Raw genomic sequence first — 25,938 nt, 5'->3', positions numbered from 1 at the left:
TCATTACGAACACACATCGACAGCGCTTCCTAGCACGACTAAAGTCATTTCCGATCCATTTGCGCCAATGCACACCGAACATACGATTTCGGACTCGTTTGTATTAAAATTTCACTAATCGGTCGATTTTGGCCATTTGACTCCCGGGGTATTTATCCTTCACCCTCATCAGGAAGTTCAACTTTTCAATCCGCTCGCCGGAGCGGGGACAGCCGTTTTTAATAAAAGGGATCTGCAGTCCGACTGCCATATCCATGACAACATCGTCGATGACACCGCCGGAACGCCCGGAAGTGATCGAGTGCAGCCCGTGAGCTTCTGCGAAGTTGTGAGCTTCAAGCGCCTCGCTGATCGTACCGACCTGGTTAGGCTTCAGTATGAAGCCGTCGATGGAATTCGTCTTATACGCGCGCAAAATACGGGCTTTGTTTGAAACGGTAAGATCGTCGGCAAGGATAAGCGTACGAGTAATTTCCTGATGCGCTTTTTCATACCCTTCCCAATCGTTCTCGTCCAAAATGTCTTCAATGAATACAAAATTATATTTTTCTGTAAGGTACTTGATATAGCGGATAACCTCGTCACGGGTCACGGCTTTTCCGTTCAGATAATAGCGGTTGGTTTTGGCATCGTACATTTCGCTCAACGCGCAATCCAGCGCAAATGCACATTTATCGGCATAGCCGCATAGATCGATGGCTTTTTGGATCAGGTCAAGGCATACCTCGGGGTCTTCGGAGGGGGCCGCCCAGCCGTACGACTGCCCGACGGCAGGTTCGGCGCCGGTGTATATCCTTATCACATGGCCGAGTTTCTGAAATACTTTGACTGCTATTTCCACAGCTTCCTCAATGTCGTCAGCGCGATAAGGCATGACGATGAATTCGTTGAAGGCCTGCGTAATGCCACCGTTTTTGCCGCCGTTAATCACGTTAAATGATGGAATGGGAACGGTTTTGATATGTCCTCCGGAAATTAAATCATAGAGCGGACGGTGTTTAGTCGCAGCCGCCGCACGGTAGCAGGCGACGGAAACGCTGTAAATCGCGTTGCCGCCAAGAATATGCTTATCCGGGGTGCCGTCAAGGTCAATCATCACCTGATCAAGCATCTTTTGGTCGGTTACATCCAACCCTATCAATTTGGGAGCGATTATTTCATTGATGTTCGCAACAGCCTTGTGAACGCTGAGACCGTCGTATTCTTTCGGGTTGCCGTCACGAAGCACCCAGGACTCGTGCTTCCCCACGGAACTGCCGGTGGGAGCGGAACCGGTACCCATCGATCCGTCTTCCGTAACGACTTCAACCTCGACCATGGGTCTGCACTTGCAGTCGATTAGCTGGCGAGCATGAACGGATCTGATCCGGATGCCATGCTTTGTTTCGGTCTTTCCGGGAAGGGCAGGAACGTACATAATGTTCAAATCACACAGATTGGTGCCCGTGTTTCCGGTAAAGACCGTATCTCCAATCTCTTCAAGCGCTTCAAAGCACGCGTGGCCGTGCAAGGACGCATACATATCAATTCCTTTTTCGCAAGCATTCGCAAAGCTTTGGGAATCTGTAATGCCTCCGGCTACCTTGGTCGTTCCGTCGGTTCCTTCCGTGTCGATGGAAAGCAGAGCGCAGCCGGGTACCTTCTGAGCGGCAATCGCAAAACTGAGCGTGAGCTCCTGACCGGGACCGCCATGCCCCTTAATTTGTGAATTGTCTACAATTTTTGTGGTCGCTTCGCCGGAGCTCAGCACGACGCAAGGAGCCGCGATAGGATTGCCGCTATGCTGGATTTCACGGGCAATAGAGGCAAATACCGTTCCCACATCCTTGCTTTCACCCTCGATGAAGGAGGAAAGAATGGCAGCAGGAATCCCCATCTCCTCTGCCGCTTTCTTTGCATACAGACAAGAATCGGGCAGACTGTTAATGAGAAAGTAGGTATTTTCAGAAAAAGCCTTCGGCGTTTCCCCTTCTGGACCGGCATTTAGGAGGTAGTCCACAACTGCTTTGGGCAGCCGGTCCTTGACATCGTAATCGCGTATGACCCGCCTTGCATCTTCCAGCGTGGTCTGGTCCGGTCCCATGGGGGTGCCTCTATAATCCGGATACGGTTCACCTATATTACGGGTGGCAGGCGTACCAACCGCATCGCTGATACCGAAGCCGATCAACTCGGCGCCGCGGGCTTGGATCCGTTTGGCCAGCACGCCGCCGTTCATCCGGGAAATATGTCTGCGAATGGCGTTTATTTCGTAGATGCCGCATCCGGACTTCAGCATGATATCGGTTGTGTCGATCTCATCCTGAAGCGTTATCCCGTCAATCGGGTAACTCATAAGAGCTGAACTTCCGCCGCTCATCACAACAATAAAAAGGTCGTCGGAGGATGCATGATCAACGATTTTTAATATTTCCCGGCAGGCGCGTAATCCTTCTTCGTTAGGAAGCGGATGACCGCCTACATAAACGTTTGTCTTACGAAAAATATCCGTCTCCTCGGAAATCTTCACGATCGCAATACCAAGTGTAAGATGATCGCCGAGAATCTCCTCCACTGCCATCGCCATGTGATTGCAGGCTTTACCCGCACCGATCAGAAAGACGCTGCGTTTTTTGGAAAGGTCCCATTTACGGCTTCCGATCCAAAGGATATGATCCTCCATATGAGCGATACTTTTGATTCGCTCGTAAGCGTCAAGCTGCTGCAGTGTCTTATCCGCAATGTCAAGAACGATTTTTCTGCTTTCGACGTCGCCATGCGACAGCAGGACGTGTCTGTTTTTTATTTTGGCCTTCATTCCGAATCTCCTTATCGACATCCATCTCAATAGAGCTACTCGTTTTCTTCACACTGTTTCGGACTCTCCCAGAGCAGCAGCTTCTGACCGATTCCCTTCTCGAGCGCAGTCCGATAAAGATCGTATCCGAGACCCAGGTCAAATACGGACATCCCGCATGAAACAAAGCAAATGATTTGCTTATCGCTGATACGGCCCTGTTTTTCCCCGGTAATGACCTGGCCGATGCTGATGGAATCATCAAGGGCCGGTTTCCTGCCGGCATCAATAAGACGATAGATGGGACCGCCGATTACGCCGTTGTAATATTCGTCCTTGTCACCGGATTCGATGGCCTCTTCTACATAGGCTTGGTGCAAACCGATATGGTCATAAACGATATCGGTGTCCATCCAAAGCGTTTCATCGCACTGGAGAGGACCGGAGGCAAGTAGGGTACAACCCGGCTTGATCCATTCGTGTTTAAAATGCAGGGGAGCGGTACGGGAGGCGGCGACAGAAATCACATCCGCTTCACGGGCGGCAGATTCCAAATCGTTTTCAACGGCGGCATTCAGGCCGTAATTTTTTTTGATATAGCTTGCAAGCGAAACGGCTTTTGCTTCAGAGCGGTTATGGCAAATCACCTTCCCAACATTCGGAAGCTCAGTTATAATCGCTTCAAAGCAGGCTTTGCCGATAGGGCCGCAGCCAACAAGAGCGAGAATTTTGGAATCCTTACGCGCGAGGTAGCGGGCGCCGACGGCAGGGACCGCGCCGGTACGGGCGGCACTGATCAGATTAGCGCTCATATAGGCTAAAGGCTCGCCGGTGCTTTTATTATTCAGCGTAAGCATCAGGACGGACCGCGGGAGACCCGCTTTTTTGTTTTCTGCATTTGAGCCGTACCATTTCTGTCCGCATAGATCAAAACGCCCGCCAAGATAGGCAGGCATAGCAACAAAGCGGCGATCCGGCCCGGCAACCGGCATGTTGGGAAATGATGTATCTTTCGGGAAAACAATGTACATCCCGTGATTGTTATGATTGTTTCCCCCCATCAGATAGTCGCCTTGCACTAAAAGCTTGAACACCTCTTCTGCGTTATTCACGCACCTTTTCACATCCAGAACGCCAGCTTTGATGACATCCGGTTCGGACATATATAGGAACTCTGTTCTCTTGCCCAAATTGTTTTCTCCTTTCGAGCCTTAAAGAAAGATGAATGGCGACGTGTGCCCCCTATTGCTGGTTTATTCCCCTGCGACAGGGGGCTACTTATTTTTTGACTTTTTTGACCGATTTTTGAGGGCGATATATGAGCGAATCCAGGGTTGGCGCTTATATCGTGTCCACTGGAATCCTGGCGATGACGGCGCTTCTTACGCCATCGGGCTCCTGCAGAGTACAGGCGATATACAGGATTCCTTCCTGCTCGCAGGCGCAGGGATAAAACCAGACGCCTACTCGATTGTCGAGTTCCGCAGCCTTGTCTTCGAATAACTTATAAACTTTCGTGTATTCCACCTCTCCCGGTTCGGAGAGAGCCATACAGAGCAGACCTCGTTTAAAGTAGCCCTGATCGTTGTTGTAAATCAAGTAGCGCCTGCCGTCGGACAGGATACCTGCGAACATTTTGGAGTTTCCGACCGGCATGGCGGTCATTCGGGCCGGCTTCGACCAGCTCTCGCCGTAATCCTCGCTTGTAAAGACAAAGGACGGTCCGCATGTGAGATCGCCATGCTTGCCCTCGTCATTACGGACATAGGCAGTGACAGCGCTTCCTTGCACGATCAATGTAATCTCGGGGCACCTGATCTTCACGGCGTCCGGAGCGAGCGGATCATACAGGAAAGAGCAGCGCCACGGCTTCGCGATGTCCGCGCCCTGACTGATGAGCACGGCCGGAAAAGCGGGAGTGTCCCCTTTCAGCGGCATCCAGACGCCGGCAATGTAATCGCCCGTATCCATCGGAATGGGGGAAGAATTGCTGAGAAACCCTCCGGATAGGACGGAGACTCTTTCCCATTCGTCAAGCGAAGTCTCCGGAGCCTGGAACAGGTCAAGCGAAATCGATAAATTTTTGCCGCCCATCTCGGTAATCAGCGAATACAGTTTGCCTTCGTGTACAAAGAAGCTTGCCGGCACAAAATGCTCCTCGGCGCTGCCGATCTCGCCCACCACGTTGAATACCTCCGACCAGCTCTCCCCTCCGTCCTCGGAATAGCGTCCGCGGATCAGGGAAGAACCGCAAATTTCCGCATCGGTGGAGTTATACCAGCCCAAATACAACCTGCCTTCATGCGAGGTGATCGTGCAATCGTGAAGAAAGGGCAGCAGATCGCGCCGTCCATCGTGCGCGAGTATCCTTGTCATGCCGCCGGGATAAGACATTTCGGATGGTTGGGGGTAAGCGAGCCCCTCCTTCCAGACGGGAAGCTTCATGCTTTCTCCTCCTTCGGCCGGCTTGTCCAAAAGCCCGGATCCGGCTCATCTCCGGCGATGGCCTGCCATACGGCGTCAAATGCGCGCCCGGAGCTGCTCATCCAGCCGGAGCATATTTTTTTCGCGGTGCCTATATCCCTGATGATAATATTGATTTTGAGGACAATCCTTGAGCCGTCGCGGATTGAAAGGAATACGGGAACAACCCCGGTGGACGACTCGGTGTACTGGGCAATATAGTCTTTCTCCTGTTCAAAGACACGCCTGTACACCGCGCTTTTGGCGGCTACGTCCGTTTTGATCCCCGCAAGCTCCGCGTCGCCGCTCGCCAAGCTCCGGCCGTCGTTCGTGATTTCGTAGACGAGACCGCGCAAATTCACGGCCTGGCAGACAAGTCCCTGCTCCTTGAGAGAGGTAAGCGGCAGCCTGAGATCGGTTTCCGCGACAAGGCCGGTTTCAAATAAAAAACGTGAAAGCTCTTCCACGCTCAGCTGATCCATCTGCGCTAAAGCGCACAGAACATACGATTCCTGGCTCGTCATGATGATCCATCCTTTCCACTCCATAGTTTGCCTTGTTGTAATGATAGGTAATATACGCCCGCGCAGTCGAGAATGAATAAATTCGCTCCCATCGCCAAAAGCCGAATTGGTAGGATATTTTATCATCCTAATCATTTGAAAACTTTTAGTATAATGTAAAAAATGAGAGATACCCTTATCCGGAATTGCCGGTGCCGGACAAAGGCTCCCTTTACCGCCAACACAGGAGGACTGTTTAATGAAAAAGACTTTGCTTGTCGTGATGACCTTTTTACCTGAATTTCGCGCGAAGCTGGAGGCGCTTGCACCTGAGCTCGATATCGTCTACTGCGAGAAGCAGCCTCCTTCGGAAGAAGATCTCAAGCGAGCCTCCTATATCTGGGGGAACCCCAGCGAAGCACAGCTTTCCTTATGCGGGAGGTTGGAATGGCTGCAGCTCCAGACAGCCGGGCATGACCGGTATGTGAAGCCGGGCGTGCTGCCGAATGGCGCTATGCTGTGTAACTGCTCGGGCGCTTACGGGCTTGCCATCTCCGAATTTCTGCTTGCCCATACGCTCGTCCTCATGCGCAAGCTTCACCTGTACCGCGATCTCCAGCATGAGCGCAGTTGGAAGCATCTGGGGCGCATCGGGATTGTAGCGCGTTCTTCTGTACTGGTTGTCGGTATCGGCGATATCGGGGCACGGTATGCTCAAAAAATGCACGCGCTCGGCGCGAAGGTTTTCGGCATTCGCCGGCACGTCGATAAAAAACCCGATTATCTGGATGCTCTGTATCGATTGGATCAAATTGACGATATTTTGCCGCAATGCGACATTGTCGCTTTGTGTTTGCCGAACCACCCGGAAACGGAGGGCTTATTCAGCCGCGAACGCATCGCGAAAATGAAGCAAGGAGCGTTCCTGCTTAATGTGGGACGGGGTTCGGCGGTCGACACCGAGGCGCTCTGCGACGCGCTGGAAAGCGGCGCGCTGGCAGGCGCGGGCCTCGACGTGGTAGATCCGGAGCCTCTCCCTGAAACCCATCGCCTGTGGAAGATTAAAACGGCGATGATTACTCCCCATTGCGCCGGCGGTGACGAATTCGGCGAAATCTATCCTTCCATCATCGAGGTCTGGTGTGAAAATCTGCGCCGTCTGCAAGCGGACGAACCCCTGCTTAACCGTGTTGACACGGAAACGGGATATCGAGTGTAACAAACGCCGAAACAGCCCCTGCCTCCCTCTAATGGCAAGGGCTGCTTCGGCGTTGCCTTTTTGGCGGAAAAAAGGAATCAGATGCCCTTGTAAACCTCTGCAATACTCCACATCACGCGCGCAGTGCTGCACACCCATACTTCCTTATAAGTGCAGTTATTTTGCATAGGCATGTAGGGCTCGTCTTCGTTTTCGAAAGTCTCGAAGCCGACAGGCACGGCGCCTACAGGCTGGCCTGCAAAGCCGCCGTAAAGCGGAGGATAATCATAACCTTCTCCATACATGGTACTCATGGCAAAGGGGTTGAAACCCAAAACATATTCCAGCTGTCTGGCGGCCAAGTCATAAAGCTCGCGGTCGCCCAGGAACCTTGCCAGGGTGAAAACGTTTTTGGCCTTGCTCAGTAAGGTCGCATGAAAGCCGCGGAACTGGTAGGACACCGGAAATCTCCGCAAATACGTGTTTTCGTTCAGCTTGATCCCGTTTTTCACCTGCGCATTGTATTCTTCGATCGTCGGACCGCCAATGTCCTTTGACCCCTCGTGCGACATCTTGGAATAATCGGTGTTGCCCAGTTCATATATGCCTGCAGGCAATATGCCGTAGGGCTCCATGACGTGTGCGGTTTCCTTGATATAGTCGGTGTAAGCGTCCACGCATTGCCTCCACAACCCTGCATCCGGGTGATCCGGCGCGCCTTCGAGCAGCAATATGAAGCCCATCATGAAGAAATGCTCATAACTGCGGTGGTAAAAGCTGATGGGCCTTGTTTTATCGCGATCTTCGTAGAAGTAGCCGTGCAGCGGAAGGGAAAAGTCCGTCCTGCGCTCCAACTGCTGGCATTGAGCCAGCTGCCGGGCACGGTTCGCCGCTGCGTCAAGAAAACGTGTCTCGCCGGTCACGCGGTAGAGCATGGCGGCGGCTGAAACGGCCGCTGCGATACGCTCGGACATCAAGCTGTTATCGTTCGAAGAGACAATCGTTTCTTCGGCAAAGAAAAAGTCTTCACTGGCGCACTTGACGCACCAGTCGTAAAAATTCCGGTCCCATTTGTAAAACGGCGCACCGTAGGCGCAGGTATAGGCGGCGGTGTAGTTATGAATGGCGGTATTCTTCGCCTCCCCCGTCATGTCGTCCTTATCGCCGCGGTAATTTTTGGTCCAGATGCCCTTTGTGAGACTGGTATGACGGTAACCGTCGCCAAAACGGGTGCGCATTGCCCAGTTCAGTCCCCAGCGGGCTTCCTCCAGTACGCGGTCGGATAGATCCGGCTGCGTTTCGCGGGTGGCGTCGCCGAGATCCAGCATGGCGACAATGACATCTGCGGTTTTGTCTATAGACTGCGATAAATCTCCGGCATCGTGCCAGCCGCCATGTATAGGTATCGTGCGTCCGTCGGGGTGTTTGCAAAAAGTATCGAGATGGCATTCGATGTGCAGTTCCGGCACTTCAAAGCCGCAGCGCTCGGTAAAAAAGAAATTAAGGCTCTTCCAGGCGGCGGCGAGAAAGGCGTCCGGGCCGATGGGAATGGCTTTGGAAGTCAGTTCTCCTGCAGCAATCGTATAGAAGCCGGGTGTTTGAAAACCGGAGAAATCCAAAAGGCCAAAGCCGTTTTCGCAAGCCGTTACTTTGCCGGTGTACACGGTTTCACCCTTATCATCGGCCAATGAAAAGGTTTCGGCATGCGAGCCCTGTACCAGCGCCTGTTTGCGCGCATTACTCAAGTAGCCGCTGTGACAGTATGCTATGGAACCTGCCGGAAGGTCCCATCCGCGGCTCTTTTCGGGCTCTACCGATTCAATCCGCAAATCGTCGATATACAAGGACATGCTGTCCGAGGCATTCATGGGCGAGCCGGGCAGGAAAGTGCCTACCGAGATACCGGTGACATTGTCGCGATAAATATCGGGGAGCTCCCAGATAATCTGTGTCCACCGGCCGGGCGTCATGTCAGCGTGATGAGTGCCTTCAAAACGGCCGGGCACTGGCATGATGTGCTCCCCCTCATTGTGCAGTGCAACCAGGACAAATTGGCTGGAAAAACCGGGAGAGTTCACATAGACCCAAAGCGAGATGCGGTTGTACTCATAGAGATTTTCGTGCTGCAGCGGAAATAATATGCCGGGCTCGTCGTATCTGCGGTTGTTGGGTCTTTTGACAGCCGTTGAAGTGGGCGTGTCCAGCCGGACGCTTCCCTTGCCGGATATGGTGTTTGTAAAATCCCTGTGAATAGTACCTGGGCCCTTTTGGATCAGGGAATCGAAATTTTCGCAAAGCAGAAGCTCACGGGACTTCAAAACGGGCTTCTTGCGCCAGCGTTCATAAGCCGAATCCGATTCGTCCACCTTCATGGACCTGCGGATATAACGGCTCTCTTTGAGCTGATCGAGCAGAGGCTGGTACATGGTAAAACCGCCTTTCTTTTTTTGTTAAATCCGGTCGTACGTCTCAAAACAGGGCGATGATCGATCGGGCCGTGAAAAATTCATTCGACATTCAGGCTATTCCAGCCCTCTGTCGCACTTTAAATACCGAATGAGCTCCTGCTCCCGGGCCTTGGTCATTTGCGCGGAAAACGCTTCGTCCCACTCGTAAAAGCCGGCGCCGGTTTTCAGCCCGTACATGCCGCTGTCAACCAGCAAGCGCATAGCCTCGAACGATCGATCGGCCTTGCTCAAATCGGCAAACAAATAGCCCGAAATGGCGTCAAACAAGTCAAGACCGCCCATGTCAGCCGTCATGAAAGGACCGGTTACCGCGAGCCGGCGCCCGAGGCTGTACGTCACGGCGTCGTCGATATCCTCCATGCTGGCGATGCCCTGCTCCAAAATATACTGCGCCTCCCGAAACAGCGCATACTGAAGCCGGTTGCCGACCGATCCGAGCGCATCCTTTTTCACGAGAATCGGTTTTTTGTCCATTGCCCGCAGCAGCTGCATCGCCCGATCCGCCGTCTTGTCGTCGGTTTTCTCCCCGCGTACGACCTCGACGAGCGGCAGCAAATGCGCAGGATTCCAAAAGTGTGTGACGATCATCCGTTCCGGCCGCTTCATCCGCCCGGCAATCGCCGTCGGGCTCAGCCCGGACGTATTGCTTGCGAGTATTACACGTTCATCGCACAGTGTATCCAGCTGCTCGTAAAGCTGCCGCTTCAGCTCCAGCTGCTCGGGAATCGACTCGATCACGAAGCTCGCGCTTGCTGCAGCGTCCGGCACCGAAACCGTAGTACGGATACGCCTGCGTATCGTCGTCATTTCCTCCTGCTTGATCAGACCGTTGTCGGCCAGTAACTCCAGCTTGTTGCAAATTCCTTTGTCCGCGCGCGCCAGACCGGCTTCGCTGTTCCCCTGCAAAACGACCGAAAAACCGGCCCATGCCGCCGTCAGCGCGATGGAATGGCCCATCTGTCCCGCCCCCAGCACGCTTAAGGTTTCTCCCACCCTGTCCCCTCCTTGTTTGCTCCCAATGCGATCATGTTCCAGTACGCACGAATCGCGCCAAAATGTTTCCCGGTCGGCGAACAGGACGAGCGGCTGAAAGCCGAGCCCGTCGTCCGTTCCCCGGCGCGCATGCAATCAACCCAACAGTTCCTTTCTTGCATCGGCAATTGATGCCGCCAGGATGTCGATGAGCGACTCTACCTGATCCTTCTGAATGGTCAAAGGAGGACACAAAGCAATGATGTCCGTATTGTCGATCGAGATCGCGCGCGTGATCAGCCCTTTTTCCATCGCCTTGTCGAATACGAGCTGTGCGGCCTTCTTGGCTGCCGGAAACGCCCGTTTGTCCGCCTTGTTTTCGACGAGCTCAACCGAAGCAAGCAGCCCCCTGTACGTGACATTGCCCACAATATCCGACTCCCGCTTCAACTGCTGCAAACCGGCGCCAAGAACTTGGCCCATGGAGGCAGCATTCGCAACCAGATTTTCCCGTTCGATAATCTGCAAATTTTTAAGCGCCACTGCGCAGGCGGTCGGATGTCCGCTATAGGTATAGCCATGCGGCAATACCGCGGTAGACAGCTCCGCGAGCTCCTTGTGCAAGCCGTCGTTCAAAATCACGCCGCCAAGCGGTATGTACCCGCTCGTAATCCCTTTCGCAAACGTCATCAGGTCGGCAGCAGCACCCTCGTGCTCCATGCCGAACCATTTCCCGGTTCGTCCAAAGCCGGTAATGACCTCGTCGGCGATCATCAGAATGCCGTACTTGTCGCAAAGACGGCGGATTTCGCGCATGTAGCCGGGCGGCGGAACGATTACTCCGCCTGCTCCCTGAATCGGTTCGACAATAACCGCAGCCACGGTGTCAGGACCTTCCCGGAGAAGCGCCTCCTCCATACTTTGCACCGCGCAGGTGGCGCCGCCTTCGGCGCAGGATTCGCACTTTTCGCAGCGATAGCTGTATGGGGCACCCGCTTGTACGAATCCACCCGCGAGCGGTCCGCCCGTCTGGCGGAATATCGGGATGCCGGTGGCGCTCGTCGCGCCGATCGTCACGCCATGATAGGCGCGATAACGGGCGATGATTTTATAGCGGTTCGTCTCGCCCTTCAATTTAAAATATTGGCGAACCAATTTAAATGCCGTATCGTTCGATTCCGAGCCGCCCGAGGTGAAATGGCAGACGTTCAAGTCGGCCGGCGTGAGAGACGCCACTTTTTCGGCCAACAGGATGGCCGGCTCATGGGAAAACCGGTTGAAGGAATGGCTGTAGGCCAGCTTGGTCATTTGCTCCATAGCCGCTTGCGCCAGTTCCTGCCTCCCGTGGCCCACATTGACGTTCCAGAGGGAAGATAACCCGTCGAGATACTGTTTTCCTTCGGTATCGTATACATAAATGCCTTCGCCCCGCTGCATGATGACAGACGGTCCGCGTTCGTATTGATCCTTAATCGGGCTGGTCGGATGCAGCAAATGCTTGCGATCCAATTCCCTCAATCGTTGATTATCAGTCATCTTTCTTCTCCTCACGCCGCTTTATTATGAAAAAGCCGATGATCATGGCGAATCCCCTCTCACGGACGGGCGTGCGTAATATTGTGGTTAATCACGATCAGCTTCATTTCCGTCATTTCCTGGGCGGCATATTTGACTCCCTCACGGCCCGTGCCGCTGTCCTTCACGCCGCCGTAGGGCATCTGATCCACCCGAAATGAAGGCGTATCATTGAGCATTACACCTCCGACTTGCAGTTTTTTTGCCGCGTAAAAAGCATGATGCATATTCGCGGTATAAATGCCGGCTTGCAGTCCGAAGCGCGAGTCGTTAACGTCATTCACGGCCTCCTCAACAGATTTCACCTTATTGATGAGCACGATAGGCGCAAAAGCTTCCTGGCAGGAAACTTTCGTCTTCGGATCGACTCCGAGCAATACGGTAGGCAGAACAATATTGCGCTCGGCGGTTCCCCCTGCGGCGATCGCCGCACCGTTCTGTTTGGCTTCCGCAATCCAGCTCAACGCTCGCTCGACGTCTTTCCGGCTGATCATGGCGGAAAGATCGGTCCTTTCGTCCAGCGGGTCTCCGACGGTCAGTTTCTGTGTCGTCTCTACGAACTTGTTGACAAATTCGTCGTAAATCTCTTCATGAACATAAATCCGCTGCAGCGAAATGCACACCTGCCCCTGGAAACTGAACGAGCTGGCGACGCAGCGGGCCATAATTTCGTCGATGTCAACGTCCCGGTCGACGATCAACGCCGAATTCGAGCCGAGCTCCAAGGTCAACCGCTTTAACCCCGATCTGCGGCGAATTTCCTTTCCGACTTCCGGACTTCCCGTAAACGTTACGGCTTTGATACGCGGATCCGTCACGATCTGGTCGCCAACGGTTTTTCCGCTGCCCGTCACAACATTTAATGCTCCGGCGGGAAGACCGGCTTCAGCAAACAATCCGGCTGCGAACAACGAACTTAGCGGAGTTTGCGAAGCGGGTTTCAACACGACCGAGTTGCCGGCTGCAATCGCAGGTCCGACCTTATGGGCGACAAGATTCATTGGAAAGTTGAATGGCGTAATGGCGCCGACGGCTCCCAGCGGCTCCCTGATCGTGTAGGCTGTCCGGTTTTCCCCGCCGGGCGCGGCATCTATCGCGATTTGCTCACCGTGAATGCGCCTTGCTTCCTCCGAGGAAAACTTGTAGGTCATGATCGTACGCTGCACTTCCGCGCGGGCCATGGCGAGCGGCTTGGCGGCTTCAACGGCGATCAGCCGGGCCGCCTCCTCGGCTCGTTTGGCCAAGAGCGAAGTAACGTTATCCAAAATTTCGGCTCTCTGATGGCACGTCATCTCAGCCATGACCTTAGCGGCACGATCGGCAGCGGCAATTGCAGCTTCGGTCTCTTCTATCGCAGCATGTGGAATTTCAGCAATCGTCTCCTCTGAGTAGGGCGATTTCAGATTCTCGTAGTTGAGCGCTTCAAGCCACCTGCCATCAATGAATAGCTTCTTTCTTCCGCTCATTCCGCTTCGTCCTTTCAATTTTCATGGAAATATTACCCCCAATAACGGATTTACGATCCTGAAACCGGGGGTAACGGGGGACTTCCGGCCATCCTATTTTTTCTTTTTCTTCATCGCGGTAAGCTCATCCAGAACCGGCTGAATCAGCGGCATCTTTTCCTTGACCCAAGCGTTCCAGTTGGCCTCTACATCAGGTCCCTTCAGAACAATGCCCGATAATTCTGCAGGAATGTTCATAACAGCGCGGGAACGCGCGGGTGAATTATAAAAATATACGTCCGGGTCGAGCTTCGCAAAAATCTCGGGATTATTGGGATCGGTGAGCTCGGTTTTTTCCTTATACTGCTTGATGGCTTTATCGCGCCAAATCTGCGGCAATGTCGGATTAACCAGCTGATAATTGTCGCGCAGAAGGAGCAGGGAGGACCAAAGGTTCGGGATACTCTTGTATTTCTCGGAAATTTGGAGGTTCCCGTTCAAGTTAACGATCGTGCCGTCGGGGTTTTTCTTCCAGTCCGTGCCTTCAATACCCATGTTAATTAAGTCCTGCCCTTCTTTAGAAGCGGACTCGTCGAGAATGTCGAGTATGCGTTCAAACTTGGCATCGTCCAGCTTCGGGTTAAAAATAAGACTGCCCGCGAAATTGGGGATTTCATTGGCCCGATAAACGCCGTTATCATCCGTTAAAAACGCATAGCTCAACGACTCGCTAGGATCAACGCCCAAATTCGAGCCCATAAAGCTGGCCTGCCGGGTGCCCACGCTGGCCATACCCGCGGCTTGATTCATCGCAGATATGCCGGCGGTATACATTTGCGCTTCCGTTTGAGGTCCATCCGGCAGATTGTAATACTCCGGATTCAGCAGCCCCTCGTCATAGGCCTGCCGCCAAAGCTTCAACCCTTTCAGAATCTCCGGATCGGCGAGTCCCCAATGAAACACGCCGTCAGCATCCTGATAGAACTGGGAGACCTCCTGGTAATGCGTAGCGTTGGGCCATACAAACATAACCCAAAGCCCGACAGTGGGAACGTCAATCGGAATCAGCTTCTCGCCGACTTTGCCGGGATCCTGCTGCTTGATCTTCCGCGCGATATCCATGATTTCAGCAACGGTGTAATGATCCTTTACCTCGGCGCCAACAGCACGGACCCAATCCGCGCGGAACCAAATTCCATCGTGATTGATCAGTTTGTCTAACGGATAGTTGTCGGCCATGATCGGCTTAAACAGAATATTGTCACTGACCACTTGATCCTCAACATATTTATAAATGCCAGTCCGATCTTGGGCCGCGGCGAGGTTCGGCCACTTCTCACGCCAGCCTTTGGGCAATTCCTTAAGCAGTCCTTGTTTGACATAAGAAACATACTCGGAATGATTGTAGTTCCAGCTCCCCATATCGGCCATATCGCCGGAATTGATCCAGATGCGAAACGTTTCACTGTTATTATTGGATGCTACCGGCCTGATTTCCCAATCGAAATTGTATTTATCCTTCCAGATCTTTGCAAATACATCGTCGTTTACGTCAAGATTGTTGTTGCCGACAGCATACGAAATGGTCATATGCTTGGCATACTTATTTTGTTCTTGCCCTGCGGCTCCCGACGACGCCGGTGCAGATGCGGCCGGGGATGCGGTCTCATGGGCCTCATTGGATGACGAACATGCCGAAACAACACCTGCCAGCATGACCGACACCAGGAGAGAACCGATCGTTTTTGTTTTTTTCATAAAATTATCTCCCTTTTTTAATCATTTTTATTATCAATCGGCGGAATATGGTTATTTGACTGCGCCGACCATAATACCTTTCACAAAGTGTTTTTGCAGGAACGGGAAGAACAGCATAACCGGAAGCATTGTACATATGATAGCGGCTGTTTTTACGCCCATAGCGAAATTTGACGCAAGCTCGATCGTGTCCATGTCGGATTTCACCATGTCCATTTGCGCATCGATTACAATGCTTCGCAGTACCAGCTGCAGCGGTTGAAGATACCCTTTTTGAAGAAAAATCATGGGGTTAAACCATTCATTCCAGCGGTCCACGGTGTAGAATAAGGTGATCGTGGCAATCACGGGCGCGGACAGCGGCAGCACAATTTTGGCAAGAATGCGCCACTCCCCCGCTCCGTCTATCCTCGCCGATTCCATAAGCGAATCGGGCAGGGATTTGAAGAAATTGTGCATGAGTATCATATAAAAGGTACTCACTGTGTTTGCCAGAACGACAGCCCATAAATGATTGGGCACCAGGTGCAGATCCTTCATGAGCATATATAAAGGGATGATTCCGCCGTCAAAAATCATAGCGATCAACACAAAGTAAAAGATGAATCGGCGTCCGGGGAAATCTTTGCGGCTCATCCCATAAGCAAAACTGATGGTAAGAAATAAACTGAGCGGCAACGACATGGCCAAGAGCTTAAATGTAGTCAAATAACCGCTCACGATGCGCCCGTCCTCAAAGATCCGCTTGTACGATTCCAGCGTCGGCTCCGTTGGAAAAAGAAGCAACGGGGTCTTTATGTATTCGGTCTCCGATGTAAAGGAAATCACGACAACGCTGAAAAACGGAAACAGGACGATGATTCCCCATATAATGAGAAAAGCAGGAATCAGATAATCGCCTATCGTCTTTCTTTTCAAGCCATTCGTTGATTTCATAGCCCCTCCTCCCTCCTAGCCCATTAGGCCTTCTTTACCCGCTAGCTTTGCGATGCGATCTGCCAGCAATAAAAATGCCATATTAATGACGGAACGGAAAAGGCTTACCGCCGTTGAGTAAGAAAAATCCGGCGCGCTTTGGAATGAAATTTTATAAATATACATATCCAGCGTTTCAGCTGCTTCACGTACCGCGTCATTGCTTAGATTGAAAATCTGATCGAATCCTGTGGACATCAGACCGCCCATCGTGAGGATAAACATTACGATAATCGTAGGCATAATACTGGGCAGCGTAATGTGAAATATTCGTTGAAACCGATTTACCCCGTCAATGGCTGCGGCCTCGTACTGCTCTGCATCAATGCCGGATATGGCAGCCAGGTAGATGATTGCCCCCCAGCCCGAATTCTTCCAGATCTCGGTAATGTACAGCATGGGGACAAAAATGGGTTCATTTCCTAAAAAATTAAAAGATTTAAATCCAAACGCCCTAATAATGCCGTTAACAAACCCGTCGTAAGAAAGCACCGTAATCAGGACGCTTGATAGTACCACCCACGATAAAAAATGCGGAAACGTAAGTATCGTTTGCAAGCTTTTTTTCATCTTTAGGAACAGGACTTCATTCAAAAGCAGGGCAATCACAATGGCCATCGGGAACTGAAACACGATTCTTCCCAAATTGATTTCCAAGGTACGAACGACCGAACGCATAAACGCCTGATCCAGAAATATATATTTGAAGTTCACCAGGCCGGCCCACGGGCTGCCCCATATTCCGCCGCTCGCCGTATAGCTTTTGAAAGCCAAGGACAGTCCGCCCATAGGCCCGTAAACAAACACGATATACCAGATCAGGCCCGGAGCCAATAAGGTGTAAACCATCCTGTATTTCCAAATCGATGTCAAAAGGATTCTGAACTTATGCGTTTGCGTTCTTTCCGAAAATGAGACATTCAATAATCCGGCCTCCTCCTATTTGTTATTTTCCTCGAGCTCCGTAATAAACGGAATTTCTCCGCCTAAATAATCCAAAGCCATCTGCGCCGCACTGTCCGCGCCGTCAACCTGTGGGCATACCAGGCTGGAATTCGGATATTCCTGCAAAAAGAGCCGCCTATACTCTATCGCAAAAATCGCGGAGTCATAAAATACGCTGCCCCACATTCCACACACAAAAGCGGATTCTTTGTCAAATTCAAGCTTCTGAACCACCTCCCGCGACACATTGACGAGCTCCCTTGCACCTTTGCGCAAAATATCCACGGCAGCCTCATCGCCATCGATTGCCGCGCTGTATACCAGAGACGCTATTTCCGGTTTAATCAGATTGCGTCGGAGACTGTTTGCGCACTTAATCAGTTTGTTTGAGTCGAATCCGTGGAAGTGTTCGATCATATTCTGAACCAATTTTGTCGTGGGTACGCTTTCATCGACCCACCTTGACATATGCTTAAGGGCCATAACCGCGAGCCACTGAGCGGAACCTTCATTGCCCATAATGGCGAGAGGATACCCTCCTGAGCGAGTTATTTTTCCCGTTTCATTTCGACCGACCACAATGGAGCCCGCGCTTGATATGGCCACGACGCCGACGCCTCCCGTCGCCCCGTATAGCGCTACCTTTCCGTCGTTCATACAGAAGATGGGACAAGGAAATCCCAGTGCCGCGTAAAAACTCTCTACCACTAATAGGTCTCCGGACGAATCAATGCCCACCGACCCGACCACAACGCATTTGCAGTCTTCTATTTTAGCGCCGAATTCATTCAAAAGGGCTTTGGTCACTTCGGATACTAAACGTTCGGCTTTTTTCTCTCCGACTATTTTGCGGTTGATCGCGCCTCTCGATTTTTCCGCCAGTGTCCTCCCTTCCAAATCCATCGCTTTAATTGCATATTTTGTCATTCCATCTTCTACCCCGATTACATATTTCATTCAGACCATCACTTCCCCGAATCCGATGTCTTCGTGTCCATATCAGAAGTTATTGAACGTATGGCAGGGTGGCGGACGATCCCCAGCTCCTGGGTGAGCAGCGACGAGATAAGCTGACCGAAATAAATATCCACGAACGGCGACATGAATTTACTGTCTCCCGATTTCAACTGAAGGATATGATCGCCCTGCATGGAACCGGTGCGATCAATCATGTAACTGTTTTTGCTGGCCTTGCGAGCGATGTCCGCCATTTTTCGCATCCGGACGCTGTCTTTGTCTCCGGAATTGAAGAGGAATAAGGCGGTTTCCTCATGGATACAAATTGAGGGGCCATGCAGGAATTCCTCAAACTCATACCCGGCGCTGGGTAAGCATAGCGTTTCCAACACTTTTAGCGCGTCTTCCTCGCCCACGGCCGTCGCCGGTCCCTTACCTACAAACAGGAAATGCCGAGCGGTTTTCAGATCGTCCAGATGAGCGCGGTAAAAGTTCTCGCACGCCTCCAAGTTTTGCTCGCCGTATCCTATCGTTTCTTCCAGCAGTCCGATTTCTTCGCGATATTTCGCCTCGTTTACATTTCCGTTTAAGAGTGCGGCTTCGAGCGTGGCGAGGTATAAGCAAAGCACCGTTCCCGTAACCCCCCTGGTTTTGGGGCCAACAGTCTCATCGCCCACCGAGATGTCTACAGACACATCAGCCATGCGCGCAACGGGATTGTCAACGCCAGCTGTAAACGATACCGTCGGGACTCCGCTTCGCAGTTCTTTCAGCAAAGCCACGGTGTTTGACGACTTGCCGCCCTGGGAGACCGCCAGAATAAGCGGGCGCGAACCTCGGATGACCGGAGGAGTGCTGGGAGGCGCGCAAGTTATTTCCACCCCCAGGATCGTTTCCATATATTCACTTGCCGCTTTGCAGGCATTCAGGCTGGAACCGCTTCCAATCAAGTAAATCCGATCCGGTTTCTGTTTGGTATAAAAACGCGCGAAACCTCCGACGATATCCTTTCTTTTCGAAAGCAGTCCCTTCATACAGGTAGGCTGGCTGCGATAATAGCTGTACATTTCACGCAGCATTTCATGATACTGCTGCATTGCCTGGTCCATAAAAATCGTCCTCTCGACTGGTTAATTTTATGATTTCATCTTATTTTCATCCAACTTTATTGTAAAGGATGAAAAAACTTGCGATTATACCCTTATTTTTAGAAAAGATTACGTTTTTCGCAGGTTCGATTTGCTGCATAATGGCTGAATTAACGTATTAAAAAATGAATTTCAAATCGTTTCCGTTTGTCAAGTATGATTTTTTATAATCACTTCTATCGTTGAATATGACTAGACTTTTTGAATCAATATTCAATAGAATAGAATCAATTTCATAAAACATTAAATCCAGCTTTTACCTTATGAACGCTCTTGCTCTCTCCGCCGTTAAAGGGGATAGCAGCACAATCTTTCATGAAAGCATTTTCAAATGTGGGATGACCGAAGGTATTTTTAGAGCATTCGTCCGGAAGGTGATGGCATGAAGACGGCTGACAACTCTATAAAAGTTCTAGTTGTGGATGGTTCGGAAAAAACGCGGAGTAAGCTCGCGCGCCTTATGGCTAACAATTCGGCTCTTGCTCTGGTTGGTTCGGTTGGCAGCGGGTATGAAGCGGTGACTTTCGCCGCCAATAACACCCCTGACGTTGCGGTAATGGATATTGAAATCGAGTCCAGACTCGCAGGGCTTTACGCGATGCGCGAAATCATCAAGCTGCGGCCAAATACCAAAGTGATCATCTATACGGTTCAGAATTCAGACTATTATATCTCCAACGCGTTTCTATTCGGCGCGTGCGACTACCTCATAAAAGGCGTATCTGACCCCGATTTACCTGACACCATCATACGGGCTGCGCAAAACCGCTCGATTATACACCCGGAAGCTGCGGAGTATTTGAGGAAGGAATATATCCAATTGAAAAACGCTCAAGAGAACCTTGCCTATACGATTCAGGTCATTCTGAAGCTCACCCCGTCGGAAATGGAAATCCTGAACTTGCTGCGATCCGGCATGAAGTACAAGGAAATAGCGGAAGTCCGTTTTACTGAAATGACGACATTGAAGACCCATATTTCAAACCTTTTAAAGAAATTTGACAAAAAGAGTGTGGTCGAGATGCTTGAAACCATTGAGCATACAGGGTTCTTTTCACTCGTAAACAATGCAAAATAGAAGCAGGGCAGAAGATGAAAAAACTGCTCTGCTTTTCTTATTCAAGCTTACAAGCAAAATGAAGCGGCCTCTGTCCCATGTAAATCTGGACCGAAGCCGCCTGGGCGTTTTTTATGAAGTGAAAACCGATAAACGGCTTCTTTATACGTTGTCAAAAATCCAGGTGCGCTGCCAGCTATTGCTTTGACCCGGCGAGAGCTCCAGCTTGTGAAAGGTTTCTACGCTTACGATATGATCTGCGCACCACATCGTCATGCCGCAAATATCAATCTCGTCCTTCACGTCTACACGGGCGCCGGAGGCTTCATTGATCATCGACCATTCAAATATTTTGGGGCTGCTTATTTGTATCTCTTCCGGCGTCACCTTTACAGAGGCGGGTGAAGGTGAATAGTGCGCAAAGGTAAATCCATGACCATCGCCTTTAATATGCCCGCTCAGCACGTCATTCCCCCTATTTTGGATCGAATCCATGCGAATCTTGTAATCCGGCCCAAGTGCCATTGAATTGATGGTAAGAAAATTATGGCAATATTCGCGGATGCTGATCGGCTTTTCTCCCTCGTTTTTAACCGTAATTTGCATGATAAGCATGTTATCCATAACCAATATTTCTTTCTTTTGGCTTATTGCATAGCCCATGCAAAGTCGCGGTTCCGTTATGAATCTGGCGATGTTCTTGCTTTCCTCAACACGAATGCGGTACGGCTCGGCTTCGTATCTTTTCCAGAACGTATACGGTGCGTCTTCGAACTTCTTCAAAAGACCGACGCCGAATTTGGGAAAAGGCTCGCCTACTTGGACCTCTGCGCTGACATCAAATAAATATTCGCTGCAAAGCCCGCGTCCACCGGAAGACGGATGAGAGAGATTATTTGGCTCCGTAGCGCAGAATCGATGCACCCCATCAAGCACGATTTCGGTAATAAATCCCGCACGGTCGAAACGCGTAGTTAGATTGGGAACTTCATTCGGGTGCGCAATCTCAACACGCAAACGATCCGATTTGATTTCAAACATCACTTCCGCTCCTTCTTATACTTACTTTTGCGATTAACCCTTCTTTGCAGACCATCCATTTCAGCACGATGCGTTTTTCTATCCAGAACACCAGCATTGAGGACATCTAGTTCGTCTATGATTTGAAAAAAATAACACGACATCGTCCATAATGTCGAGGATGATTATTTTCGCTGCGTCTAGGAAGGTGGTTGAAGCTTAATTTCCTTCCACCCGGCCCGGTCAATCGATCTTGATGACCGATTTGACAAAACCTTGCGGTTTGGTCCGAATCGCCTCGTACGCGCGGTCGATCTCATGCAGGGAAAAGACGTGCGTGATCATTTCTTTCATATTCAATTGACCTTTCGCAATCAGCTTGAGACCGGCCTCCATCTCCTTGATATGCACCTGGCTTCTGCGTTCATGCGCGTTGACGACTGTAAGGGCCTTCCGCCACAGCTGAGGATCTTTAACGATGATCGAATAGGAGGAAAGATTAAACCCTTTTGGGGCCATATACACCTGCATCGTCGCAGCCGCTGCCGGCTCACTCACAGACAGAATCAAGACATAATACATCGGATACAGGGTAACAACGCAGACAATCGCGGCCAGCACATATAGAACCACGGTTACCGCCGGATTACCTTCGCTAATTTTGTTGTTTATCTTCACAATTGCACCCCTACCATAAGCCAAACCCCGTGATTTTGTTGCTGATTTTGTTGGCCGTATAGGTTAAACCAAAACCGATAAGTGACAGGAACAGTCCCGCGGCCGCAATGTAGCTGAATTCACCGCCCAGAATGCCCAAGCGATACGAATAGGTTCCGATTACATCGGCAACGTCATAGGTCGCCGGCGTATAAAGAAGCAGGATCAAATCGCTATTTGTCCCCAGTATTCCCCCGATCGCCATAATCAAATTGATTGCGATGATGTTTTTGATTCCGGATACCGTGATATGCTACATTTGCTGCCAACGGTTCGCGCCGTCTATTTTGGCGGATTCGTAGAGTCCCGGATCGATGGATGATATCGTGGATAGGTACAGAATGCTGCCAAAGCCGAAGCCTTTCCAAATATTCGTGATCGTATAAATCCATGGAAAGGCGGTAGGTTCCAGTCGATAATTTTTGTCGCCCATCCCGAGCAATACAAGAATCTAATCCCATCCGTATTCACAAAAGAAATAACCATCCCCGCTACAACGACTGCCGAAATAAAGTATGGCATGTAGCTTGCCGTTTGTACCGTCTTCTTAAATGTCGCAGCGCGTATTTCATTAAGAAGAAGCGCAAATAAAATCGGAATTGTGAATCCAAACAGCAAATTCAACCCGCTTAAAACCAACGTATTTTTGATCAGCCGCCAGAAATACTCACCTTGCACAAAATGAATAAAATGCTTCAATCCGACCCACTCCACGCCATTACCGATAAAGGGATTCCAATATAATTCTGAAAGGCAATGACGATTCCATAAATCGGAATATAACAGAAGATGAAGATTAAGATGAAAACCGGAAGCATGAGCGAATATAATTCTACATTGTCTTTCAGGACATCCTTTCGGATCTTTGATCGTTTGGTCGAAACGCCCGGTGACCCGTTGATCGTCGTGATATTCCTTGTTTCCCCCATAAGTAAGTTCTGTCCTCCTCTCTATTTTTTTGGCTGAATACGTTTTAGTCTAGCTATTGCGTAAAAGGGCTTCAAGAATAAAAATTTTACGGACAGATGTAAATTTTCCTTCAGCGAATAAGAATCTTCTTCCATTCAAATATTGTTCGTCAGGAAAATATCGTTCATTCCGACAACCAAGAAAAAAACCTCGTTAAACGCGGTGCAATGTCCGGACAAAGGTCAACCCCCATTCACCCCATGCGGATGTTTGGCGTGTTACGGAAAATGTCATTTCGCAAAGCGGAACAAAAAAAGCCGCATTGTTATGCGACTTCGTTGTGCAGATGTTCTTGTTGTCCGACAGTCATACACCTTATACTCGCTCTTCTTCGATCTACATTCCGTTTGTCGCGCCACCCGCACTTCTATCTCAAGTAACATTCAGAATAATGTCCTTTAGTTCAATCAGATTCTTGATTCGATAGCTGGCCTTTGAGAAGTCATGTGTTTTTGTGAAGTCGTTATAAACAATAACACAGTCGATACCAGCCGCCACGGCTGAGGTCAACCCTCTGTTTGAATCCTCTACCACCAGGGTCTCTTCTTTGGCAGCTCCGAAACGTTTTAGGCCGGTTAAGTATGGTTCCGGGTGCGGCTTGGTGCGCTCGTAATCTTCGCGAACAAGGACGAATTCCATGAATGGTGTAATCCGGCGCTTTTCGTGAATAAGTTGAAAATCCGCACGTTTTGCTGTCGTCACGATGGCCATGCGGACGTAATTTGACAGTACGGCCAGAGTTTCAACTACGCCTTCAATCTCTATGGCTTCTGTTCTTAGGTATTCCTGATAATAGACGTTGCGGACCTCGCGCTGCTTGCTGATGGTCTGTTCATCAATACCAGCCGCCCTCGCTTGGGACCAAGTGCCAAATGACTGGGTCATGTCGCGGAGGTATTGATCTTTATCCAAGGTAAAGCCAATGTCAGCCAGAGCGCGTTCTCCCGCTTTGTAATACCAGAATTCCGTATCAACCAGAACACCATCATGATCGAAGAGGATGTACTTTTTCATGGTTTCGTTCTCCTTTATCCGCTGCGGCAACCATGCATGCCATCGGCGGCTGATCTGGTTCTTCCGAGACTTTCTACACCGTACCTTCAGCTCCCGGGCGACATCCGCCACTTGCTCTCCGATACACAGCTTTTTCATCGGACACAGTTTCCTCTAGGCTGCTGCTAAATTTAGTATAAACTGTATCTACCTTTCAGTCTAACATCAAATCATGCTACGATAAAGGCCTGCCAGGGAACCGGTTCCCTGGCAGGCCCTATGCGTTGGACCAACGTATATAGAAATCCCACGAACCTGAATCCCTGTCCAAAATGTCATCGGATATGCAAGCACAATTCGCCGTCAACGTGTAATGAACGCAAGTGGAAGCTCAGCCGCCCTGGCGGTTTGCGCCATGTATGCCGACGCTAAGCACCCGGTATTCCTTCGGGGTCATGCCCGTATACGTCTTGAATACCGACACAAAATACTTGTACTCGCTATAGCCGACACGCTCGGCGATTTCGAACACCTTGTCGTGCGTCTGTGCAAGCTGAACCTTGGCCGCGCCAATCCGCAGCTCGTTCATGTACTCCTTAAAGCTTTTACCGGTGCTCTGTTTAAAAATCTGACTGAAGTAGCTGGGCGTGATTTTCAGCCACGCCGCGACCTCCGCCGCCTTCAAATCGCACGTAAACTGTTCGGCCATATATTTCTTTGCCTTCTCGATCACCCAGTAGGATTTGTCGATACCGCTGCGGTCGACCAGCTCCAGCAGCCGCTCCATCTCCGCATGCACGATCATCTCCATGCTTTCATACGAGTTGTACACAAGAAGGTCGACCGGCTCGCGGCTATCGTCCTCGAGCCCGGTGAGGCCGCTTTGGCGCAGGCGCAGGCGCAGCAGCACGGACAACTCGTCACTAGCCTTGGCCGCCTCGGACAGCAAAAATCGTTCCTTCCGGAAATGATGGAACACGCCGCCGACGGCCGCAGCTACTGCCGAACGATCCTTCTGGAACAGCGCCAGCACCAGCTGCTGCGCACCGGCTGCGGCATCAAACGCCGGCGGCTTGCGATTCCGGCGAATCGATTCCAGGTTTCCGGGCTCCAGCACATCCCACTGCTCCAGCACATGATAATCCAGCAGCGAGCGTGCCTCCGCGCAGCGCTCCGCCGTCTCGGCCGGCTCCCGAAAAGGTCCCGAGGCGCTGCCGTACAGCTTCCCTCCGGAGGTCCGCCAGGATCGGACGGCCGCTTCCAGCGCTTTGTCCCAGGCCGCATCGTCCGGCTCGCCGTCCGCCATCGCCAGCGTGACCAGCATATTGGCGTGGTGGAACACCGACACGCTGCGCAGCGAGTTCGCGGCGAGGCCAGTCTCCACCGCCTGCAGCCACTGCCGCTGCATATCGTGCCATTCCTCCGCGCTCATGAACGAGTACCGCTCCGCGTAGCGCTCCGCCTGCGTGCATAGAACGCGGTACCAAGTTGCACGCAGACCGGCCGGAAGCGGCTCGTCCTCATATCCCGTCAATCCGCGCGCGCGATTCGCCAGCCAAAGCTCGTTCTCCTTGTCGCTTCCGCGCGCATCCTCTTTGCGGATGTCCCGTGCGATGCCGCCGATAACCGACTCCAGCTCGTCGATTTCCACCGGCTTGAGCAAATAATCCGAGACGTTCAGGCGAACCGCCCGGCGCGCATAGCCGAAGTCTTCATAACCGCTGATCATAACGATCCGTACCTTCGGGAAGCGGCTGCGAAGGTGCTCGGCAAGCTCCAGTCCGTCCATGCCGTCCATGCGGATATCGGACAGCACGAGCTCCGCGCGGCATTCCTGCACCTTGTGCAGCGCCTCCTCTCCGTCATGGGCTTCGCCGACCACTTCGACCCCGAGCGAATCCCAATCGATCGTGTGCCGCAGCCCTTCGCAAATGACGGGTTCATCGTCAACGATCAGCAGCTTCACCTTCCCGCGGGAGTTCCTTTCGCTTGTCATGAT

21 protein-coding genes are annotated in these 25,938 nt (G+C 51.4%); 2 read left to right on the top strand and 19 right to left on the bottom strand.

What is annotated here, in order from left to right:
• Positions 1-103: 103 nt before the first annotated feature.
• The 4 genes from eno to PD282_RS13815 all read right to left on the bottom strand — a co-directional run bounded on the left by eno (position 104) and on the right by PD282_RS13815 (position 5,763).
• Entirely contained in the window at positions 104-2,797 is a 2,694-nt protein-coding gene (gene eno, locus PD282_RS13830) for a phosphopyruvate hydratase (RefSeq protein WP_274651259.1), read from the bottom strand.
• A 35-nt stretch (positions 2,798-2,832) separates the two neighbouring features.
• Positions 2,833-3,966 (bottom strand): tyramine oxidase subunit B, encoded by a 1,134-nt coding sequence (locus PD282_RS13825; RefSeq protein ID WP_274651258.1) that lies wholly within the window; start codon positions 3,964-3,966, stop codon positions 2,833-2,835.
• Between the two features lie 151 nt (positions 3,967-4,117).
• Positions 4,118-5,221 carry a sialidase family protein gene (locus tag PD282_RS13820; protein ID WP_274651257.1) on the bottom strand — a complete coding sequence of 368 codons (1,104 nt, stop codon included), beginning with the start codon at positions 5,219-5,221 and terminating at the stop codon, positions 4,118-4,120.
• On the bottom strand, positions 5,218-5,763 hold the full coding sequence (locus PD282_RS13815) for a DUF4364 family protein (RefSeq protein ID WP_274651256.1): 546 nt from the start codon (positions 5,761-5,763) through the stop codon (positions 5,218-5,220). Before PD282_RS13815 ends, PD282_RS13820 begins: the two co-directional genes overlap by 4 nt.
• A gap of 238 nt (positions 5,764-6,001) precedes the next feature.
• On the opposite strand from PD282_RS13815, the gene PD282_RS13810 reads away from it, so the two are divergent.
• Positions 6,002-6,961 carry a D-2-hydroxyacid dehydrogenase gene (locus PD282_RS13810; RefSeq protein WP_274651255.1) on the top strand — a complete coding sequence of 320 codons (960 nt, stop codon included), beginning with the start codon at positions 6,002-6,004 and terminating at the stop codon, positions 6,959-6,961.
• A 77-nt stretch (positions 6,962-7,038) separates the two neighbouring features.
• On the opposite strand, the gene PD282_RS13805 is transcribed toward PD282_RS13810, so the two are convergent.
• The 9 genes from PD282_RS13805 to PD282_RS13765 form a co-directional block, all read right to left on the bottom strand.
• Positions 7,039-9,366 (bottom strand): glycoside hydrolase family 9 protein, encoded by a 2,328-nt coding sequence (locus PD282_RS13805; RefSeq protein ID WP_274651254.1) that lies wholly within the window; start codon positions 9,364-9,366, stop codon positions 7,039-7,041.
• 96 nt (positions 9,367-9,462) lie between these two features.
• Positions 9,463-10,401 (bottom strand): 3-hydroxyacyl-CoA dehydrogenase family protein, encoded by a 939-nt coding sequence (locus PD282_RS13800; protein WP_274651253.1) that lies wholly within the window; start codon positions 10,399-10,401, stop codon positions 9,463-9,465.
• Between the two features lie 135 nt (positions 10,402-10,536).
• The gene (locus tag PD282_RS13795; RefSeq protein WP_274651252.1) at positions 10,537-11,916 is read right to left on the bottom strand and encodes an aminotransferase family protein; all 1,380 of its coding nucleotides are present in this window, start codon (positions 11,914-11,916) and stop codon (positions 10,537-10,539) included.
• Positions 11,917-11,975: 59 nt separating this feature from the next.
• Positions 11,976-13,421 (bottom strand): aldehyde dehydrogenase family protein, encoded by a 1,446-nt coding sequence (locus PD282_RS13790; RefSeq protein WP_274651251.1) that lies wholly within the window; start codon positions 13,419-13,421, stop codon positions 11,976-11,978.
• A 93-nt stretch (positions 13,422-13,514) separates the two neighbouring features.
• Positions 13,515-15,158, bottom strand: coding sequence for a type 2 periplasmic-binding domain-containing protein (locus PD282_RS13785; protein ID WP_274651250.1), 1,644 nt, complete (start codon positions 15,156-15,158; stop codon positions 13,515-13,517).
• A gap of 51 nt (positions 15,159-15,209) precedes the next feature.
• The gene (locus PD282_RS13780; RefSeq protein ID WP_274651249.1) at positions 15,210-16,094 is read right to left on the bottom strand and encodes a carbohydrate ABC transporter permease; all 885 of its coding nucleotides are present in this window, start codon (positions 16,092-16,094) and stop codon (positions 15,210-15,212) included.
• Between the two features lie 15 nt (positions 16,095-16,109).
• Positions 16,110-17,057: an ABC transporter permease gene (locus PD282_RS13775; RefSeq protein ID WP_338045190.1), complete on the bottom strand. Its 948-nt coding sequence runs from the start codon at positions 17,055-17,057 to the stop codon at positions 16,110-16,112.
• A gap of 15 nt (positions 17,058-17,072) precedes the next feature.
• On the bottom strand, positions 17,073-18,035 hold the full coding sequence (locus PD282_RS13770; protein WP_274651248.1) for a BadF/BadG/BcrA/BcrD ATPase family protein: 963 nt from the start codon (positions 18,033-18,035) through the stop codon (positions 17,073-17,075).
• Between the two features lie 8 nt (positions 18,036-18,043).
• Positions 18,044-19,144 (bottom strand): SIS domain-containing protein, encoded by a 1,101-nt coding sequence (locus tag PD282_RS13765; protein WP_274651247.1) that lies wholly within the window; start codon positions 19,142-19,144, stop codon positions 18,044-18,046.
• 421 nt (positions 19,145-19,565) lie between these two features.
• Here PD282_RS13765 and PD282_RS13760 point away from each other — a divergent pair, with 421 nt between their 5' ends.
• Positions 19,566-20,261: a response regulator transcription factor gene (locus PD282_RS13760; protein ID WP_274651246.1), complete on the top strand. Its 696-nt coding sequence runs from the start codon at positions 19,566-19,568 to the stop codon at positions 20,259-20,261.
• A 141-nt stretch (positions 20,262-20,402) separates the two neighbouring features.
• Here PD282_RS13760 and PD282_RS13755 read toward each other — a convergent pair whose 3' ends face one another.
• The 6 genes from PD282_RS13755 to PD282_RS13730 form a co-directional block, all read right to left on the bottom strand.
• A complete protein-coding gene (locus PD282_RS13755) occupies positions 20,403-21,281 on the bottom strand; it encodes a hypothetical protein (protein WP_274651245.1) in 879 nt (292 codons plus the stop codon).
• 222 nt (positions 21,282-21,503) lie between these two features.
• Positions 21,504-21,938 (bottom strand): MDR/zinc-dependent alcohol dehydrogenase-like family protein, encoded by a 435-nt coding sequence (locus PD282_RS13750; RefSeq protein ID WP_274651244.1) that lies wholly within the window; start codon positions 21,936-21,938, stop codon positions 21,504-21,506.
• 10 nt (positions 21,939-21,948) lie between these two features.
• On the bottom strand, positions 21,949-22,146 hold the full coding sequence (locus tag PD282_RS13745; RefSeq protein WP_274651243.1) for a hypothetical protein: 198 nt from the start codon (positions 22,144-22,146) through the stop codon (positions 21,949-21,951).
• An 84-nt stretch (positions 22,147-22,230) separates the two neighbouring features.
• Complete coding sequence (locus PD282_RS27370; RefSeq protein WP_338045251.1) at positions 22,231-22,410, bottom strand: ABC transporter permease subunit; 180 nt, start codon at positions 22,408-22,410, stop codon at positions 22,231-22,233.
• A 908-nt stretch (positions 22,411-23,318) separates the two neighbouring features.
• Positions 23,319-24,098 carry an HAD family hydrolase gene (locus PD282_RS13735; protein WP_274651241.1) on the bottom strand — a complete coding sequence of 260 codons (780 nt, stop codon included), beginning with the start codon at positions 24,096-24,098 and terminating at the stop codon, positions 23,319-23,321.
• Between the two features lie 232 nt (positions 24,099-24,330).
• Positions 24,331-25,935 carry a response regulator transcription factor gene (locus PD282_RS13730; protein WP_274651240.1) on the bottom strand — a complete coding sequence of 535 codons (1,605 nt, stop codon included), beginning with the start codon at positions 25,933-25,935 and terminating at the stop codon, positions 24,331-24,333.
• Positions 25,936-25,938: the final 3 nt, after the last annotated feature.

It is taken from the genome of Paenibacillus humicola, assembly GCF_028826105.1.
GTDB lineage: Bacteria > Bacillota > Bacilli > Paenibacillales > Paenibacillaceae > Paenibacillus_Z > Paenibacillus_Z humicola.
Note: the sequence above shows the minus strand (reverse complement) of the source record. Positions and strands in the feature narration are given on the sequence as shown.

Excerpts from the sequence above, each read along its gene's own strand:
- PD282_RS13765 (WP_274651247.1), bottom strand. The coding sequence starts at position 19,144 with ATGGACCAGGCAATGCAGCAGTATCATGAAATGCTGCGTGAAATGTAC.
- PD282_RS13785 (WP_274651250.1), bottom strand. The coding sequence starts at position 15,158 with ATGAAAAAAACAAAAACGATCGGTTCTCTCCTGGTGTCGGTCATGCTG.
- PD282_RS13770 (WP_274651248.1), bottom strand. The coding sequence starts at position 18,035 with ATGAAATATGTAATCGGGGTAGAAGATGGAATGACAAAATATGCAATT.
- PD282_RS13795 (WP_274651252.1), bottom strand. The coding sequence starts at position 11,916 with ATGACTGATAATCAACGATTGAGGGAATTGGATCGCAAGCATTTGCTG.
- eno (WP_274651259.1), bottom strand. The coding sequence starts at position 2,797 with ATGAAGGCCAAAATAAAAAACAGACACGTCCTGCTGTCGCATGGCGAC.
- PD282_RS13805 (WP_274651254.1), bottom strand. The coding sequence starts at position 9,366 with ATGTACCAGCCTCTGCTCGATCAGCTCAAAGAGAGCCGTTATATCCGC.
- PD282_RS13760 (WP_274651246.1), top strand. The coding sequence starts at position 19,566 with ATGAAGACGGCTGACAACTCTATAAAAGTTCTAGTTGTGGATGGTTCG.
- PD282_RS13790 (WP_274651251.1), bottom strand. The coding sequence starts at position 13,421 with ATGAGCGGAAGAAAGAAGCTATTCATTGATGGCAGGTGGCTTGAAGCG.
- PD282_RS13730 (WP_274651240.1), bottom strand. The coding sequence starts at position 25,935 with ATGACAAGCGAAAGGAACTCCCGCGGGAAGGTGAAGCTGCTGATCGTT.
- PD282_RS13735 (WP_274651241.1), bottom strand. The coding sequence starts at position 24,098 with ATGAAAAAGCTGTGTATCGGAGAGCAAGTGGCGGATGTCGCCCGGGAG.
- PD282_RS13810 (WP_274651255.1), top strand. The coding sequence starts at position 6,002 with ATGAAAAAGACTTTGCTTGTCGTGATGACCTTTTTACCTGAATTTCGC.
- PD282_RS13820 (WP_274651257.1), bottom strand. The coding sequence starts at position 5,221 with ATGAAGCTTCCCGTCTGGAAGGAGGGGCTCGCTTACCCCCAACCATCC.
- PD282_RS13815 (WP_274651256.1), bottom strand. The coding sequence starts at position 5,763 with ATGACGAGCCAGGAATCGTATGTTCTGTGCGCTTTAGCGCAGATGGAT.
- PD282_RS13780 (WP_274651249.1), bottom strand. The coding sequence starts at position 16,094 with ATGAAATCAACGAATGGCTTGAAAAGAAAGACGATAGGCGATTATCTG.
- PD282_RS13755 (WP_274651245.1), bottom strand. The coding sequence starts at position 21,281 with ATGTTTGAAATCAAATCGGATCGTTTGCGTGTTGAGATTGCGCACCCG.
- PD282_RS27370 (WP_338045251.1), bottom strand. The coding sequence starts at position 22,410 with ATGGGCGACAAAAATTATCGACTGGAACCTACCGCCTTTCCATGGATT.